Origin of the sequence: Arthrobacter sp. U41, assembly GCF_001750145.1 — a bacterium.
Classification (GTDB): Bacteria; Actinomycetota; Actinomycetes; order Actinomycetales; family Micrococcaceae; genus Arthrobacter.
Genome location: NZ_CP015732.1, coordinates 2,757,527 through 2,773,149, shown reverse-complemented (window position 1 = coordinate 2,773,149; position 15,623 = coordinate 2,757,527). Strand labels below are relative to the sequence as shown.

At 68.4% G+C, this 15,623-nt stretch carries 16 protein-coding genes; 2 read left to right on the top strand and 14 right to left on the bottom strand.

The window, feature by feature from the left end:
- Positions 1–62 precede the first annotated feature (62 nt).
- The 4 genes from ASPU41_RS12640 to infC all read right to left on the bottom strand — a co-directional run bounded on the left by ASPU41_RS12640 (position 63) and on the right by infC (position 3,085).
- The gene (locus ASPU41_RS12640; RefSeq protein ID WP_069951213.1) at positions 63–974 is read right to left on the bottom strand and encodes a TrmH family RNA methyltransferase; all 912 of its coding nucleotides are present in this window, start codon (positions 972–974) and stop codon (positions 63–65) included.
- A 65-nt stretch (positions 975–1,039) separates the two neighbouring features.
- Positions 1,040–1,534, bottom strand: coding sequence for a 50S ribosomal protein L20 (gene rplT, locus ASPU41_RS12635; protein ID WP_069951212.1), 495 nt, complete (start codon positions 1,532–1,534; stop codon positions 1,040–1,042).
- A gap of 119 nt (positions 1,535–1,653) precedes the next feature.
- Positions 1,654–1,848, bottom strand: a complete 195-nt coding sequence (gene rpmI, locus ASPU41_RS12630) for a 50S ribosomal protein L35 (protein ID WP_009358635.1) — start codon at positions 1,846–1,848, stop codon at positions 1,654–1,656.
- Between the two features lie 115 nt (positions 1,849–1,963).
- Entirely contained in the window at positions 1,964–3,085 is a 1,122-nt protein-coding gene (gene infC, locus ASPU41_RS12625) for a translation initiation factor IF-3 (protein ID WP_069951211.1), read from the bottom strand.
- 451 nt (positions 3,086–3,536) lie between these two features.
- Between infC and ASPU41_RS12620 the strand changes: the two genes are divergently transcribed.
- Positions 3,537–3,923, top strand: a complete 387-nt coding sequence (locus tag ASPU41_RS12620; RefSeq protein ID WP_069951210.1) for a DUF1844 domain-containing protein — start codon at positions 3,537–3,539, stop codon at positions 3,921–3,923.
- Positions 3,924–4,041: 118 nt separating this feature from the next.
- On the opposite strand, the gene ASPU41_RS12615 is transcribed toward ASPU41_RS12620, so the two are convergent.
- The 8 genes from ASPU41_RS12615 to ASPU41_RS12585 all read right to left on the bottom strand — a co-directional run bounded on the left by ASPU41_RS12615 (position 4,042) and on the right by ASPU41_RS12585 (position 10,442).
- Complete coding sequence (locus tag ASPU41_RS12615; RefSeq protein ID WP_069951209.1) at positions 4,042–5,364, bottom strand: MFS transporter; 1,323 nt, start codon at positions 5,362–5,364, stop codon at positions 4,042–4,044.
- Between the two features lie 59 nt (positions 5,365–5,423).
- Positions 5,424–6,326 (bottom strand): SseB family protein, encoded by a 903-nt coding sequence (locus ASPU41_RS12610; protein ID WP_069951208.1) that lies wholly within the window; start codon positions 6,324–6,326, stop codon positions 5,424–5,426.
- Between the two features lie 12 nt (positions 6,327–6,338).
- The gene (gene priA, locus ASPU41_RS12605) at positions 6,339–7,085 is read right to left on the bottom strand and encodes a bifunctional 1-(5-phosphoribosyl)-5-((5-phosphoribosylamino)methylideneamino)imidazole-4-carboxamide isomerase/phosphoribosylanthranilate isomerase PriA (RefSeq protein WP_069951207.1); all 747 of its coding nucleotides are present in this window, start codon (positions 7,083–7,085) and stop codon (positions 6,339–6,341) included.
- A 78-nt stretch (positions 7,086–7,163) separates the two neighbouring features.
- Positions 7,164–7,322 (bottom strand): hypothetical protein, encoded by a 159-nt coding sequence (locus tag ASPU41_RS23050; RefSeq protein WP_197515648.1) that lies wholly within the window; start codon positions 7,320–7,322, stop codon positions 7,164–7,166.
- Entirely contained in the window at positions 7,323–8,078 is a 756-nt protein-coding gene (gene hisH, locus ASPU41_RS12600) for an imidazole glycerol phosphate synthase subunit HisH (RefSeq protein WP_069951206.1), read from the bottom strand.
- Complete coding sequence (gene hisB, locus ASPU41_RS12595) at positions 8,075–8,701, bottom strand: imidazoleglycerol-phosphate dehydratase HisB (RefSeq protein ID WP_024366742.1); 627 nt, start codon at positions 8,699–8,701, stop codon at positions 8,075–8,077. Before hisB ends, hisH begins: the two co-directional genes overlap by 4 nt.
- A 65-nt stretch (positions 8,702–8,766) precedes the next feature.
- Positions 8,767–9,885: a histidinol-phosphate transaminase gene (locus tag ASPU41_RS12590; protein ID WP_069951205.1), complete on the bottom strand. Its 1,119-nt coding sequence runs from the start codon at positions 9,883–9,885 to the stop codon at positions 8,767–8,769.
- Between the two features lie 56 nt (positions 9,886–9,941).
- Positions 9,942–10,442 carry a LysM peptidoglycan-binding domain-containing protein gene (locus ASPU41_RS12585; RefSeq protein WP_083266495.1) on the bottom strand — a complete coding sequence of 167 codons (501 nt, stop codon included), beginning with the start codon at positions 10,440–10,442 and terminating at the stop codon, positions 9,942–9,944.
- Between the two features lie 339 nt (positions 10,443–10,781).
- Between ASPU41_RS12585 and lexA the strand changes: the two genes are divergently transcribed.
- Positions 10,782–11,531, top strand: coding sequence for a transcriptional repressor LexA (gene lexA, locus ASPU41_RS12580; protein ID WP_069951204.1), 750 nt, complete (start codon positions 10,782–10,784; stop codon positions 11,529–11,531).
- Between the two features lie 85 nt (positions 11,532–11,616).
- Here the strand turns inward: lexA and ASPU41_RS12575 are convergent, their stop codons facing one another.
- Entirely contained in the window at positions 11,617–13,743 is a 2,127-nt protein-coding gene (locus ASPU41_RS12575) for an ATP-dependent DNA helicase (protein ID WP_269450050.1), read from the bottom strand.
- On the bottom strand, positions 13,736–15,304 hold the full coding sequence (gene hflX / locus ASPU41_RS12570; protein ID WP_069951203.1) for a GTPase HflX: 1,569 nt from the start codon (positions 15,302–15,304) through the stop codon (positions 13,736–13,738). Before hflX ends, ASPU41_RS12575 begins: the two co-directional genes overlap by 8 nt.
- Positions 15,305–15,623 lie beyond the last annotated feature (319 nt).

Genomic DNA, 15,623 nt, shown 5'->3' with positions numbered 1-15,623 from the left:
GGTGGACCCCCGCCGTACTTTTTTGCCTCGTTCCGGGCCGGTACGGCTCAACGGTGCGGGGACTAGCCGCGCGGGCGTCCGCCATCCTGCTGGGAGCGGGCACTGGCGTAGAGGCAAACGGTCGCCGCGGTCCCGAGATTGAGGCTCTCGGCGGCCCCGTACACCGGCACGGCCACCCGGTGGTCGGCGAGGGCGAGTTCCTCCTCGGTCAGGCCCTGGGCCTCGTTGCCAAAGAGCCACGCCGTCGGGTTCTCCAGGGCGTACTCGGACTCCAGGGCCGGGGCGCCGAGCCGGCGGGCCGCGTTCTGGTCCTGCAGCCGGTCCAGGTCAAGCTGGCCGTGACCGTCCGCGGCGAGGACTCCGATGCCGCGTTCCTTGCAGCGGGCCACGAGTTCCGCCACGTCGGCGCCGAGCACCACAGGCAGGTGGAAGAGTGATCCCGCCGTCGAGCGCACGGCCTTGGGGTTGTAGATGTCGACGCTGGAACCGGTAAGGATGACCGCGTCCGCGCCGGCCGCGTCCGCGGCCCGGAGCACGGTGCCGGCGTTGCCGGGATCGCGGACCTGGCACAGCACGGCAATGAGCCGCGGTCCGGCGTCGAGCACCTGCTCAAGGCTCACGTCCAGGAAGCCGCAGACCGCGAGAACGCCCTGCGGGGTGACGGTGTCCGCCATGGCTGCGAGCACTTCGTCGGTGGCGAGGTAGGCGGTGGTGCCCTCCGCGAGGGTCTCCAGGTCCGGGTGCCGGTCCAGGCAGGACTCGCTCGCGTAGACCTCGTAGACGATGCCGGGCTCCCCCATGGCAATCCGCTTCTGGTGCAGGACCAAGGCCTCCCGGACCGCCTGCGGACCCTCCGCCAGGAACTCGCTGCGCTTTAAACGGGCCGGGCGCCCGGCAAGCTGGGCCACCTTCCTGACCCGATCGGCTCGGGGGTTGGAAAGTAGATCATCTTGCGGGCGCCCGGTTTCGTTCATACAAGAACCTTAGTGGCTTTTCCAGCCGGTTCCTGAACGACGTAGTCCGTGGACTACCTCAGGTACTACTCAGCAGCTTTGTCGGCGGCAGCCTTTTCAGCGGCAGGCTTCTTGGCGGCCGGCTTCTTGGCGGCGGCCTTCTTGGCAGCAGGCTTCTTGACGGCCGGTGCAGCCTCAGCCTGGACGGCCGGAGCGGACGTGTCGGCGGGCAGCGAATCCTTGGCGATCTGGACCAGCGCGGCGAAAGCGTTGGCGTCGGAAACGGCAAGCTCGGCCAGCATCCGGCGGTCAACCTCGACCTCAGCGGCCTTGAGGCCCTGGATCAGACGGTTGTAGGTCAGGCCGTTGGCGCGGGAGGCAGCGTTGATGCGCTGGATCCAGAGGCGGCGGAAGTCGCCCTTCTTCTTCTTGCGGTCGCCGTAGCTGTACACAAACGAGTGCAGCAGCTGCTCTTTAGCCTTGCGGTACAGGCGTGAACGCTGTCCACGGTAGCCCTTTGCGCGTTCAAGGATAACCCGGCGCTTCTTGTGGGCGTTGACCGCCCTCTTCACACGTGCCACGTGCGTACTCCTTAGAAAATTCTGATCCCAAGCGTCTACTGCCGGAAGAACCGGCTGGCCTGAGAAGCCTTTTTGGTAGTTGACTGCTGCCAGGTGGCGGCAATCAGAGAACTTGGAACTTAGATGCCGAGCATCTTCCGGATGACCTTGGCGTCGCCCTTGAAGACGATCTTGTCGCCGGCGAGGCGGCGGGTCAGCCTGGAGGACTTGTGCTCGAGGTAGTGGCGGCGGTTGGCCTGCTGGCGGCGCAGCTTGCCGCTGCCGGTCAGCTTGAAGCGCTTCTTAGCACCACTGTGGGTCTTCATCTTCGGCATGGGGACCGATCTCCTTACGTATCCGCAGACAGGGTCTGCAGTCTTTCGTGCAGCCGCCCCTGCGGGCGGCATGCTGGTTGCTTGCTGCCGGACATTGCTGTCCGGCAGCCCTGAACTAGTTGGTCTTCTTGGTGCCCGGTTTGGCGGCCGCCTTCGGGGCAGCCGGCCGTGCAGCAGGCTTCGGCGCCGCGGGACGCGGGACCGGTTTCGGGGCGGCAACCGGCTTCGGCGCTGCCGCCGGAGCGGCCTTTTCAGCCTCGGGAACCGGTGCGGCTTCCGGAGCCTTGGCGGCGGCCTTGGGCGCTGCGGGCGCCTTGGCTACTGCCGGCTTGGTGGCCGCTTTCGGAGCCTCAGCCTTCGGGGCTTCCCGCTTCGGGGCCGCCTTGGGAGCCTTGGGGGCCTCCTGCTTCGGCGTTTCCGCGGCGGGAGCCTTGGCAGCCGGGGCTTCCTCGGCCTTGGCGGCCGGGGCCGCCACCACAGCTTCTGCGGTCTTCTCGGCCGGGGCCTCGTCGACGGCGGGAGCAGCCTCCGCGGCGGGGGCCTCCGTCGCCGGAGTCTCCGGTGCGGTGACTTCAGCTTCGGTTACCTCAGGCTCGGGCTCGGTGCGGACCTGGTAGCCCTCCGGAAGCAGATCGGCGAGCGACTGCGTCAGGGGTGCATCCACGGCGCCGGACGTATCAACGCGGCCGCCGCCGGAAGCCTTGGCTTCGTTCTCGGCCTTGGCTTCCGCACGCTGCGATGCGCGGCGGGCCTCTGCCTTGGCTTCTGCCTTGTTCTTCAGCGGGCCGACCACCATGACCATGTTGCGGCCGTCGATCCGCGGGCTGGACTCCACGACGCCGACTTCGGCGACGTCGTCCGCGAAGCGCTGGAGCAGACGGATGCCCATCTCGGGGCGCTGCTGCTCACGGCCGCGGAACTGGATCATGGCCTTGACCTTGTCACCGGCGCCGAGGAAGCGGAGCGCGTGGCCGCGCTTCGTCTCGTAGTCGTGGGTGTCGATCTTCAGGCGGAAGCGGATTTCCTTCAGGACCGTGTTGGTCTGGTTCTTCCGGGCCTCGCGTGCCTTGACAGCGGCTTCGTACTTGTACTTGCCGAAGTCCATCAGCTTGCACACCGGAGGCTTGGCCTGCGGTGCAACTTCAACGAGATCAAGATCGGACTCGGCAGCCAAACGCAGGGCATCCTCAATACGGACAACGCCTACTTGCTCGCCTGCAGGGCCGACCAGCCGCACCTCGGGGACGCGGATACGCTCATTGATTCTTGGCTCGCTAATGTTAAAGCTCCTGTGTTCGTGAGGGGTATTCCACCGGCAAAAAGAGAAGGCCCCCAATTGCCGGAGCAATCGAAGGCCTCGAAGATCGGTACTGCCTGCCTCGTAGAAGGCGGCATGCATCCCGCCAGGCTGACGCCCGGGAGAAATGCCCGACCAGGTACCCGGCAACCTTGCTTCTTGCGAAGCTTCCCGAAGGAGAGCGGCTGACGCGGGTGGGAGAGAACTCCGCTTGCAAACTGAAATCGATTCTACAGAAGAAATCCCGTCCGGCGCACCTGCATGACGGGCATGTTGGTTGCGGAGGGTTTCCGGCGCCCATACCGCCGCAGCAGAAATGCGTGACAGGGAAACCGGGACATAACAACTGCAAAATAGCGACTATCAGTCGGTCTGTGACAAGCTTACCAGCATGAGCACTTCAGACAGTAATTCACACGTTTACGAGCCCGCCAGCGCCCAGGGCGACGTCTCACAGCAGATCCGCGACATCTCCGAGGTGCCCGCCATCGAGGTCATCACCACCGCCGCCGTGCACCTTATGAGTGCCGCTGCCGTGAAGCTTGGCCTCGCCGCCGAGGAGAACGCCGAAGAGCTCAAGGACCTCGACGAGGCCCGCAAGCTGATCACGGCCCTGGCCGGCCTGGTCACCGCCGCGGCGCCCGAGATCGGTTCCCAGCACGCCGGCCCGTTGCGCGACGGACTGCGTTCCCTGCAGCTGGCCTTCCGCGAGGAATCCAGCATCCCGGATGCGCCGGGCAAGGGCCCGGGCGAGAAGTACACCGGCCCGGTCAACTAGGCCCCGACAGCAACCCAGCCATAACGCGGCGGCGGGCGGACCAGCGGTCCGCCCGCCGCCGCTGTCGTTAACGCCCGTGCCGGATGGTTGCGGGAGCTGGTCCTTGCGCTGCGGGCCCTCAGGCAGCGGTGAGGCGCCGCCGGCGGCGGTGCTTCAAGGCAAGGCCAAGCAGGCACAGCACGACGCCTCCCGAACCGACGGCCACAAAGCCGGCGGAGGGGCCAACGCCGTCGATGAAGACTCCGGCGAGCGGCGCGCCGAGGGCGACGCCCCCGGTGAGGGCCGAGCCGTACCAGCCCATCGCCTCACCGCGGCGGCGCTCGTCGACAAGTTCGGCGACCTTCTCCGAGGCTGCCGACAGCACGGGTGCGCACAGCAGGCCCGGCAGCAGCGAGAGCAGGCACAGGGTCCAGGTGTCCTGCGCGAAGGCCATCGGAATGGTCAGGGCGGACATGCCGAGCAGCAGCAGGATCGGCGAAATGGGCCGGTGCAGGGCGCCGTAGATCAGCCCGCCGACCACCGAGGCGCCGCACCAGAAGAGAAACACCAGCCCGATCTCGGCCTGGTGGCCGCCGGTTTCGAGCGCCGCCACGATGCCGACGTCGGTGCCGCTGAGGACCATGCCCGCCCCGGCCGCGACGGCGAAGACGGCGGCTACGGCGGCGGTGAACCAGGCGAAATTGTGGATGACCCTGTGCCGCAGCCCGGCCCGTTCCCGGCGCCGTTCCCCGGCGGCGGCCAACGGGGCGAACTCGGCGGCGGCTTCCTGCAGGTGCGCCGGGGCAGCGGCGACCACGGCGACCTCGGCGGCTTCCTGTTGGCTTGCCTCGAACACGGCTACGGACCGGGCGTCGGAATCCGCGCTGCGGGTCGGCGGGTTGAACCACATCAGGAACAGCCCGGACACCGAGGTGGCGATCCCGACGGCGGTCAGCCCCACGACCGAGAATCCGGCCGTCGCGACCAGGGCACCGGCAGCAGGTCCCATCATAAAGACCAGTTCGGTGGAGATGGCGTCGAGGGCGAACGCAGTCCGGCGCTGTTCCCCCGTGGCAAGTACGCCGAGGGACTGGCGCACCACACTGAAGATCGGCAGCGTCAGCAGTCCGCCGATGAACACCAGTGGCAGCAGGACCTCGTAGGTCACGTGCGGCACGACGGACCAGATGACGGTCTCTGAAATCACGGACGGTACGAGGGCGCGCCGCAGGCCCACCGTGTCGACGCGCCGGCCGCGCCAGGGCGCCCCGACGGCAATGCCGATGGTCATCACGGCTGCGGCGGCCCCCGCGGCCGCGTAGCCCTGCCCGAGGGTCAGGACGATGTGCAGGGTCAGCAGGACCCCGGCCGCGGAGTGCGGTATGCGGGCGACCATCCCCACCAGCAGGAGCCGCCTGATCGGCCGAACGGCCAGCAGCTCCCGGTACAGCGCGAAGTTCACGGACTACATCCTTCTGGTACTGCCCCCGGCAGCACCAGGGTCTCCCGGCCGGCCGTCAGCTACTGTGCTGCTGCGCGCTGCAACTTGACCTCGATCGAGTCAACCCGCTCAGCAAATACTTCATTGCGTGCCCAGGCACTGTTAAGCCCGGACACGATGGACTGGACGCCGGCGGCGTCGAGTCCGTCTTCGAGGTAGAGCAGCACCCGGAGTTCCGGGCCGGCGCCGCCGCCCGGCAGCTGGATACCGTCGGACGTCACCGAGGCAACTCCGCCGCCGGGATGAATTTCAACACGGCGGACGGCGGGAAAGCCAGCCGCGGCCTCACCGAGGCTCCGGGCGAGCCCGGGATCAGCATAGGACGGGGTCCAGTCCCGCTGCTGCGCTAGGGCCCACACCGCGGGCCGGCGCACCACGAAGGTGAGCGTTGAGCCGGGGTCCAGCACGAGCAGCTCCGCGCCCTCGGCGACCGCGGAGAGTGCCGCACGGGCAGCGTACACGGCCACCGGGCGGGCCTCGGGGTGCCAGGCCTTCAGTGCGGCGGCGGAGGTGAACACCGGCATCGCCGTCCGGCCGTCCGGGGCCTTGAGGGTCACGAGGGCCATGTCGGCCTGTTTGTCGGCCTGCAGCCCGCCGGCACCGTGGCTTTCTTCGGCGAGCGTGGCGAGGATCGGCACAAAAACCCGCGCCGGGGCCAGTGCGGCCACCACCGCGGCCTCGTCGCCGTCGCCGGACACGAGGGCAGCCAGCGCGGCGAGGTAACCGGCGTCGGCCGCGCCGTCGTCGTCCTCGAAGTTGTGGATCCTGGCGCTGTCCCCGGCGAGGCTGCGGCCGGACCAGGGCTGGCCGGCCGAGTCCGCCGCCCCGCCGGCTCCGGCCAGGGCGGCGGCGATATGGCCGGGCAGCTGCCGCGGCTGGGCTGGGGTGTCGGCGGCGCCGTTGCCGGCTGGCCGGTTCTCCATGCTGCGGACCGGCTAGCGGCGGCCGGCGACGTCGAGGGCCTCGGGCAGCGTGAAGTTGCCGTTGTAGAGGGCCTTGCCGACGATGGCACCCTCGACGCCGAGCGGCACGAGGGAGCGCAGCACCTTGAGGTCATCCAGGCTGGAAATCCCGCCGGAGGCGACCACGGGCTTGCCGGTCTTCTCGACCATCTGGCGCAGCAGTTCGACGTTGGGGCCCTGCAGGGTGCCGTCCTTGGTGACGTCGGTGACGACGTAGCGGGAGCAGCCGGCCTCCTCCAGCCGTCCAAGGACGTCCCAAAGGTCACCGCCCTCCTTGGTCCAGCCGCGGCCGGCCAAAGTGGTGCCGCGGACGTCCAGCCCGACGGCGATCCTGTCGCCGAAGCGCTCGATTACCCGGGCAGTCCACTCCGGGTTCTCCAGCGCCGCGGTGCCGAGGTTCACTCGGGCCACGCCCAGCCCGAGGGCCTTCTCAAGCGACTCGTCGTCGCGCAGGCCGCCGGAGAGCTCGACCTTGATGTCGAGCCGGCCGACTACTTCACGGAGCAGGTCAGCGTTCGAACCGCGGCCGAAGGCTGCGTCGAGGTCGACCAGGTGGACCCATTCCGCCCCCTGCTGCTGCCAGTTGAGCGCGGCTTCCAGGGGAGTGCCGTAGCTCGTTTCACTGCCGGCCTCGCCCTGGACAAGGCGGACTGCCTGGCCGTTGACAACGTCGACGGCGGGCAGCAGCTCCAGCACGGGCAGCGGGGTTTCGGTGGTCATTGGGGATCCTCAGCTCTTCGGGGACGGCTCTTCAGGGACGGCAGGGGGTTCGGCGGTGCAGTGCGTCAGTGCAGTGCCTCAGGCAGCGGGCAGCGTCAGGAGGTAGGCGGCGAGCAGCGCCATGGCGGCCAGGACGTAAAACACGGCCTGGACCCAGCGCGGGCTGTTCTGCTGGCGGAAGGACAGTCCCCCGCCGACCAGCAGGCCGGCGAGCCCCATCAGCACGATCGACCACATTTAGGCGGTCCCGGCTTCCGGGGCCTGGGCTGTTCCGGTTTCGGATTGGCGCCGCAGCCCCTCCACCCAGTTGCGCAGCAGGCGCGCACCGGCGTCGCCGGACTTCTCCGGGTGGAACTGCGTGGCGCACAACGGTCCGTTCTCCACGGCCGCGATGAACGGGGCACCGTGCTCGGACCAGGTGACCAGCGGCGCCGTCATCCGCGGCTGGATCACGTCGAAATCCCACTTCTGCACACCGTAGGAGTGGACGAAGTAAAAGCGCTCGTGCTCGACTCCGGCGAAGAGCCGGGAGCCTTCCGGAACGGAGACGGTGTTCCAGCCCATGTGCGGCACAACGTCGGCCGGGAGGAGCTCGACCCTGCCGGGCCACTCCCCCATGCCTTCGGCCTCGGTACCGTGCTCGACGCCGGCCTCGAAGAGGACCTGCAGGCCCACGCAGATGGCCAGGACAGGGCGGCCACCGGCGACGCGGCGGCCGATCATGCGGATGGCGTCGACGGCTTTGAGCTCACGCATCACCGTCTCGAACGCCCCGACGCCGGGGACCACGAGGCCATCGGCGTTGAGCACATCCTCCGGCCTGGAGCTGAGGATGACCTCGGCCCCGGCGCGTTCGAGGGCGCGGACAGCCGAGCGGACGTTTCCGGAGCCGTAATCGAGGACCGTGACGGTGGGTTTGCCCTGGGGCGACGCCGGCTTCCGGCCGGCGTCGGGGTCGATGATGGCGCCGTCCCTCAGCACTTTGCCGGTCACAGCGCACCCTTGGTGGACGGGATGCCCTTGACCCGGGGGTCCGGTTCGACGGCGGCGCGCAGGGCGCGCGCGAAGGCCTTGAACTGGGCCTCGACGATGTGGTGCGGATCCCGGCCGGCGGTGACGTTCATGTGCAGGCAGATTCCGGCGTGCAGGGTGATCGCCTCGAAGACGTGGCGCGTCAGGGAACCGGTGAAGTGCCCGCCGATCAGGTGGTACTCCTGGCCTGCAGGCTCCCCGCCGTGCACGAGGTACGGGCGGCCGGAAACGTCGACGACGGCGTGTGCGAGGGCCTCGTCGAGGGGAACCGTGGCTTCGCCGAACCGGCGGATCCCGGCCTTGTTCCCCAGCGCGGTGCGCAGGACCTCGCCGAAGGTGATGGCAACATCCTCGACCGTGTGGTGGACGTCAATGTGCGTGTCGCCGGTGGCCTTGACCGTCATGTCGATCAGGGAGTGCTTGCTCAGTGCCGTCAGCATGTGGTCGTAGAACGGGACCGAGGTGCTGATGTCCGAGACGCCGGTGCCGTCCAGGTTGATCTCGACCAGCACGGATGACTCGCTGGTGGTCCGTTCCATGCGTGCGGTCCGGCCCTCGGCAGCGGTTGATCCGGTGTTGCTCATGTGGGTGTCCTTTGGATGACGACGGTGCCCGGCGAACAGGGCAGGGTGGATGTCCTGGGTTAAGTCTAGGCGGGCTGCACTGCGCGGCCGGCCAGGATCCGTTCGAGGGCTTCGAGGAAGGCTGTGGTTTCCGTCTCAGTGCCTGCGGTGACGCGCAGGTGCCCCGGGATGCCAACGTCCCGGATGAGCACCCCGGCATCGAGCAGGCCCTGCCAGACCTCGTGCGGGTTGTCGAGACCGCCGAAGAAGACATAGTTCGAGTCGGAGGCGGCCGGTTTGAGGCCCATCCGCTGCAGTTCGGACACGATCCTGTCCCGCTGGCGCTTGATGTCCTCGACGTCGGCCATCAGTGCGACGCGGTGGTGCAGGGCGGCCAGGGCTGTCGCCTGGGTGATGGCGGAGAGGTGGTACGGGAGCCGGACCAGGCGCAGGGCGTCCGTTACCTCGGGCGCTGCCGCCATGTAGCCCACCCGGGCGCCGGCAAGGGCGAAGGCCTTGCTCATGGTGCGCGAGACAATCAGCCGTTCCCGGCCGGGCAGCAGGGCGAGGGCGCTGGGTGTGCCGTCATGGGCGAACTCGTGGTAGGCCTCGTCGACGATCACGATGGTCTGGCTGGCTTCGCCGGCCTCGTAGACGGCCTCCACGACGTCCAGCCCCAGCCCGGTGCCGGTGGGGTTGTTCGGGGAGCACAGGAAAACGATGTTCGGCGCAAGATCGCGGACCTGGCGGGCTGCCGATGCGGCGCTGAGTCCATAGTCGTCGGCGCGGACCCCGACGATGTATCCGGTGTCCGTGCCGGAGGCCAGCAGCGGGTACATGGAGTACGTGGGAGGGAAGCCGAGGGCGGTCCGTCCCGGGCCGCCGAAGGCCTGAAGGATCTGCTGGAGCACCTCATTGGAGCCGTTCGCCGCCCAGATGTTCTCCGCACCCAGTCCGTGCCCGAGGTATTCGGCGAGGGCTTCGCGCAGTTCCGTGAACTCGCGGTCCGGATAGCGGTTCAGGCCGGCGGCGGCAATCGTGACGGCCTCGGCGATGGCGGCCCGCACGTCAGCCGGGACACCATGGGTGTTCTCATTGACGTTGAGCAGGATGGGGACGTCCAGCTGCGGCGCGCCGTACGGCGTCAGGCCGCGCAGATTCGTCCGGAGGGGAAGTCGGTTCAGGCGCTCTAACTGGTCAGTCACTTCACTAGTTTAAGTGAGATCGCCGCAGGCCCTGAAACTGTGACGGATCGACGGCGTTACTGGGACGGAATGAACAGTGCCTGGCCCGGCACGACGCGGGCTGCCTCGAGGTTGTTCAGCTGGATGATGTCGTCGACGACGTCGCGGGGATCCCGCTCCGGCGCCACCACCTCGGCGATGGCCCAGAGGGACTCACCGGCCTGCACCGTAACGGTCACCGTCGGGGTCAGTGACAGTTCGGCGGCGGAGTCCGCTGCCTTGGCGGGGGCGTTGAGGAAGCCGCTGAAGGAAAGGATCAGCGCCGCCAGCAGGATCAGCGGCACCCCAATGAAGACAAAGCGGCCGCGCCGGGTGAGCCTGAGCGGAGCCTGCCTGGCCCGCTGACCGGATCCGGCCGGGCTCTGCACCGCGGCCGGGCTGCGCCGCGCAGCGGACGCGCCGCCGTCGGCCCGGCCGGCAGGGTCGTGCCGGCCGGCGGGCGCACCGCCGCCGGGGCGGCCGTAGTTGCCGAATGCGTCGCGGCCGAAAGTGTCGTGAAACGCGCTTGATACTGACATGAACTGAGCCCTCCTGGACCATACTGTGCCGCCCGGCGTACTCCACGTACCTGCCGCCAACCGGCCTAACCTTCGAACAAAGAACCGAACGTCATGCTGTGCCCGAGCCGGGTCCGACTAGAACACATATTCGAACCCTGCTTGTTCTGTTTTAGCACCTATTGACGAACATTGTCGAGACTCGCTAGAACAAATGTTTGAAAAAGCCGTGTGGCTGGCCTACGTTTGAGTCAAGAACAACCACTTCTGCAGTTGATCAGCAGGGTCTGACATTTCAGGCCGGAGGTTCCCGGAAGCCGCAGCCACGGCGGCCGGGGGAACGGAAAGGCGTTGGCGAACATGGCAGCACAAGCCACCGGCGGCAGGGCCACCCAGCGGAGCCCGCAGGCAGCCCGGCCACCCAAGAGCCTTACGGTCCGGCAGAAGAAGATCCTGGAAACCATCCAGCGCTCCGTAACGGACAACGGCTACCCGCCGTCCATGCGCGAGATCGGCGACACCGTCGGCCTGGCCAGCCTTTCCAGCGTGACCCACCAGCTCTCCCAGCTCGAAAAGCTCGGCTACCTGCGGCGCGATCCCAAGCGTCCCCGCGCCATGGAAGTGCTGATGCCGTTGACCCTCGATGAGGGCACCACAAAGATCTCGGGAGTTGCGAAGCCCGGCGGCCTGCGCACTGTCGGCGGCCTGTCTGTTTCCGAACTGGCCAGCGCCACCGACACCGCCATGGTGCCGCTGGTGGGCCGCATCGCAGCAGGCGGGCCGATCCTGGCCGACCAGGTCGTCGAGGACGTTATGCCGCTGCCCCGCCAGCTGGTGGGCCACGGTGATCTGTTTATGCTCAAGGTCGCAGGGGATTCGATGATTGACGCAGCCATCTGTGACGGTGACTGGGTGGTGGTCCGCCAGCAGGGCGACGCCGTCAACGGTGACATTGTCGCGGCCCTGCTGGACGACGAGGCAACAGTCAAGACCTTCCGGCAGCGCGACGGCCACACCTGGCTGCTGCCGCAGAACACCCAGTACGAGCCCATCCTCGGCGATCACGCCGTCATCATGGGCAAGGTCGTCTCGGTGCTGCGCTCCCTTTAGCAGCGGGAGGACCAGCACCCCCGAAAGCTGCCGCAAGGGCCCCGCCGGATTCGGCGGGGCCCTTGCGCGTTTCTGCGCCCCGCGGTTACGTGGCGGGCTGCCCGGATTCCTTCGAGAGGCGCTCCAGGGCCGCGACGGCGACCGCGGGGTCGGTGGTGGGCCAGAACGGGGGCAGGGAGGCCCGAAGGAACCCCCCGTAGCGCTCGGTGGACAGCCGCGAGTCGAGCACGGCCACCACTCCCCTGTCCGTCGTGGTGCGGATCAGCCGGCCGGCACCCTGGGCCAGGCGGATGGCGGCGTGGGTCGCGGAAACACTCATGAAGCCGTTGCCGCCGGCCTGGGCCACCGCCCGGGACCGCGCCGTCATCAGGGGATCATCCGGCCGCGGGAACGGAATGCGGTCGATCACGACCAGGCGGCAGGAGATTCCCGGCACGTCGACGCCCTGCCACAGGGACATGGTGCCAAAAAGGCAGGTGTCCGGTTCGTCGGCGAACTGCTTCACGAGCGCGGTCATGGTCGAATCGCCCTGGCAGAGGATGCTCATGTCCAGCCGGGGACGCATGGCTTCGGCGGCGTCCTCGGCGGCGCGCCGGGAGGAGAACAGGCACAGGGCTCCGCCGCCGGAGGCCCGGATCAGCTTCTCGAGCTCGTCGAGGGCTTCCGGGGATGAGCCGCGGCCGGGCTTGGGCAGGTGCTTGGCTACATAGAGGATGCCCTGTTTGGGGTATTCGAAGGGGGAGCCGACGTCGACCCCGGTCCAGCTGGGGGCCCCGGGTCCGACCAGGCCAAGGCCGCCCGCGGCCGGTTCGAAAGCGGACCCGATCGCCAGCGTCGCCGAGGTCAGGATGACGGTGTGGTCCGCGAACAGTCCCTCCCGGAGCCGTCCGGCAACGCTGAGCGGGGCGATGTTGATCAGGGCCGGGGCGGACTCGTCCGGCTGGGCGTAGCCCTGCTGCGGGTCGAAGGTGCTGTTGCGGGAAAACCAGACCACCTCGCGGTTTTCGCGGGCGGCGAGCAGCCGTTCGCAGAGTTCCAGGATCACCATCAGGCGGGAGCGCGCGAGCTGGCGGCCGCCGTCGGCCGTGTTGGCGCTGTCGCCCTTGGAATCTGAGAGGGCCGCGCGGCAGGCGTCCCGCAGCTGGTCCACGCAGTCCAGCTGTTCGCTGTTGAGGCCGTTGGGCATGAGTCCGCCGGGGACCCCTTCAATGGCTAGTTCGAGGTTGGACGCGGCGTTGTTCAGTGCGTCCACGGTGATGCCGGTGTTTTTCCGCGCGCCGGACGCGGCGACGTGGACCATCGCGACGGAAAGCTGGCCGGTCACGGCACCGGTCACGCGGTCCTGCAGCTCGTGGGCTTCATCGACCACCACGACATCGTATTCCGGCAGGACGGCGAGGCCCTCGAAGGCGCTGACGGCAAGCATGGCGTGGTTGGTGACGACGAGGTCGGCGTCGGCGGCGTTCTGCCGGGCGAGTTCGCTGAAGCACTCGGCGGCCAGCGGGCATTTCTGGGCGCCGAGGCACTCCATCGACGTGACGGAGACCTGCCGCCAGGCGCGGTCGGTTACGCCGGGCAGGAGTTCGTCACGGTCCCCCGTCACGGTGTCCTCGGCCCATTCGCGCAGCCGGACGACTTCCTTGCCGAGCTGGGACGACGGGCCGCCCATCGCCGCGGCGAAGTGCGGTACCGAGGTGTCCTCGCCGAGCGAGAAGAGCTGCCCTTCGGAGGGTTCTTCCGAGGGGAAGCCGCCTTCGAGCTTGTGGCGGCAGACGTAATTGGAACGGCCCTTGACGAGGGCGACCTTGACGGGCCGCTCCAGCGCCGGGGTGATGGTCTTCAGCAGCCGGGGCAGGTCGCGTCCGACGATCTGGGTCTGCAGGGCCAGGGTGGCGGTGGAGACCAGGGTGGGCTTGTCGCTGACGAGGGAATGGGCGATCAGCGGGATCAGGTAGGCGAGGGACTTGCCGGTTCCGGTTCCGGCCTGGACCAGCAGGTGGTCGCCGCTGTCAATCGCGTGCGCCACCTGCCGGGCCATTTCGTGCTGGCCGTCGCGGCTCTGGCCGCCCATGCCGGACACGGCCCGGTCGAGCAGTTCGATGACGAACTCCTCGCCGGCCGGCCCGTTTTTGCGTGCCGGGGGTTCCTGCGGTGCGGGGTCGTCCCCCGCCGGATCGCTCGTGTCCGGCCCGGCCGCCGCTGCCTCAGTCATTGCTGATGAACGAATCCAGTTCAGCGGCGAAACCCTCGCGCACCATCACAACGGCACGGGTGCCCGCTTCCTCGTGGTCGAGGCTGAGGATCTCCGCGTCGGTCTCGTGCAGCTTGCTGAGCAGGTCCCCGCGGTTGTAGGGGATCATCAGTTCCAGCTTCACACTGGGCCGCGGGATGCCCTCGCTGATGGCCTTGAGCAGTTCCGGGATGCCTTCCCCGGTGCGTGCCGACACCACAACGTGGCGCGGTTCGCGCTGCTTGAGCCGTTCGATCACGAAGGGGTCCGCCGCGTCGGCCTTGTTCAGGACGATGATTTCCGGCACCTTGCGGGCGTCGACTTCGCTGAACACCTTGCGGACGGCGGCGATCTGGCCTTCCGGGTCCGGGTGGGAGACGTCCACGACGTGCAGGATCAGGTCCGCATCGGCAACTTCTTCCAGGGTGGAGCGGAAAGCCTCCACGAGCTGGGTCGGCAGCGAACGGACAAAGCCCACGGTGTCGGCAAGGGTGTAGCCCAGCCCGTCCGCGGTTTCGGCTTTGCGGACGGTCGGGTCCAGGGTGGCGAACAGGGCGTTCTCCACCAGGACCCCCGCGTCGGTCAGCCGGTTCAGCAGCGAGGACTTTCCGGCGTTGGTGTACCCGGCGATCGCTACGGACGGCACCGCGTTGCGGCGGCGGTTGGCCCGTTTGGTCTCCCGGGCCGGCTTCATCGCTGCGATTTCGCGGCGCAGCTTGGCCATCCGGGTGCGGATCCGGCGGCGGTCCAGCTCGATCTTGGTCTCACCGGGACCGCGCGAACCCATGCCGGCCCCGGCACCGCCGACCTGGCCGCCGGCCTGGCGGGACATCGAGTCACCCCAGCCGCGCAGGCGCGGGAGCAGATATTCGAGCTGGGCCAGTTCCACCTGGGCCTTGCCCTCGCGGCTCTTGGCATGCTGGGCGAAAATGTCCAGGATCAGGGCCGTGCGGTCGATGACCTTGACCTTGACGATGTCTTCCAGGCTGCGGCGCTGGGACGGGGCCAGTTCGGCGTCGACGACGACGGTGTCCGCGCCCGTGGACATCACGATGTCCTTGAGCTCCTGGGCCTTGCCGGAGCCGAGGAAGGTTCCGGGATCCGGCTTGGCGCGGCGCTGGACGATCCCGTCGAGGACCTCCGACCCGGCCGTTTCGGCGAGGGCGGCGAGTTCGCGGAGGGAGTTCTCCGCGTCGGCGAGGGTGCCTTCGGTCCAGAGGCCGGCCAGTACGACGCGTTCGAGGCGCAGCTGCCGGTATTCGACTTCGGTGACGTCTTCGAGCTCGGTGGACAGCCCGGCGGTACGGCGCAGGGCGTGCCGTTCCTCGAGGTCCTGCTGGTCGCCGTCGTAGTTGCTGTGTTCCTCATCCAGCCGGGAGATCGCCTGCGCCTTGCCGAGCACCGACGTGGGCTCACCGGCAGCGGGGGCTGCCTTCCGGGCAGGGGTTTCCTTGGAGAGGATCCGGTCGATGACAGCCTGGATTTCCGCAGGACTCATGTCCTGGGCTGCTGAATCGGGTCCGGTGTTGGGCTGAGTGGTCATGGTCTCCTTTAGAGGTTCGGCAGTTTCAGAATAGTGCCGATCGGTGCTGTGTGGGGCGGAATTCGCGCTGGGCTGACGAGTGTTGGTCAAACGGGGTCTCCTGGGATGCCTGTGGCAGCGGTGCCGGGGGCAGGGTGGGCTCCGCATCGGAACGGTAATAACAGTGAGGGAACAGGCCTGCTGGCCTTGGGGAGGGAGTGACGGTCCGCCGGGCAGGGCTCCATGAGCGCTGCCGGACTCCAAGTGGATCGGGCGCCAGCCTGTGGTCCCTGCCGGGATCATCGAGGGGGTGGCGCACTGAGCGGAAGGTGACTACCTG

Excerpts from the sequence above, each read along its gene's own strand:
- ASPU41_RS12640 (WP_069951213.1), bottom strand. The coding sequence starts at position 974 with ATGAACGAAACCGGGCGCCCGCAAGATGATCTACTTTCCAACCCCCGA.
- ASPU41_RS12585 (WP_083266495.1), bottom strand. The coding sequence starts at position 10,442 with ATGTCAGTATCAAGCGCGTTTCACGACACTTTCGGCCGCGACGCATTC.
- ASPU41_RS23050 (WP_197515648.1), bottom strand. The coding sequence starts at position 7,322 with ATGTGGTCGATCGTGCTGATGGGGCTCGCCGGCCTGCTGGTCGGCGGG.
- lexA (WP_069951204.1), top strand. The coding sequence starts at position 10,782 with ATGGCAGCACAAGCCACCGGCGGCAGGGCCACCCAGCGGAGCCCGCAG.
- ASPU41_RS12575 (WP_269450050.1), bottom strand. The coding sequence starts at position 13,743 with ATGACTGAGGCAGCGGCGGCCGGGCCGGACACGAGCGATCCGGCGGGG.
- priA (WP_069951207.1), bottom strand. The coding sequence starts at position 7,085 with ATGACCACCGAAACCCCGCTGCCCGTGCTGGAGCTGCTGCCCGCCGTC.
- rpmI (WP_009358635.1), bottom strand. The coding sequence starts at position 1,848 with ATGCCGAAGATGAAGACCCACAGTGGTGCTAAGAAGCGCTTCAAGCTG.
- ASPU41_RS12610 (WP_069951208.1), bottom strand. The coding sequence starts at position 6,326 with ATGGAGAACCGGCCAGCCGGCAACGGCGCCGCCGACACCCCAGCCCAG.
- hflX (WP_069951203.1), bottom strand. The coding sequence starts at position 15,304 with ATGACCACTCAGCCCAACACCGGACCCGATTCAGCAGCCCAGGACATG.
- ASPU41_RS12620 (WP_069951210.1), top strand. The coding sequence starts at position 3,537 with ATGAGCACTTCAGACAGTAATTCACACGTTTACGAGCCCGCCAGCGCC.
- hisB (WP_024366742.1), bottom strand. The coding sequence starts at position 8,701 with ATGAGCAACACCGGATCAACCGCTGCCGAGGGCCGGACCGCACGCATG.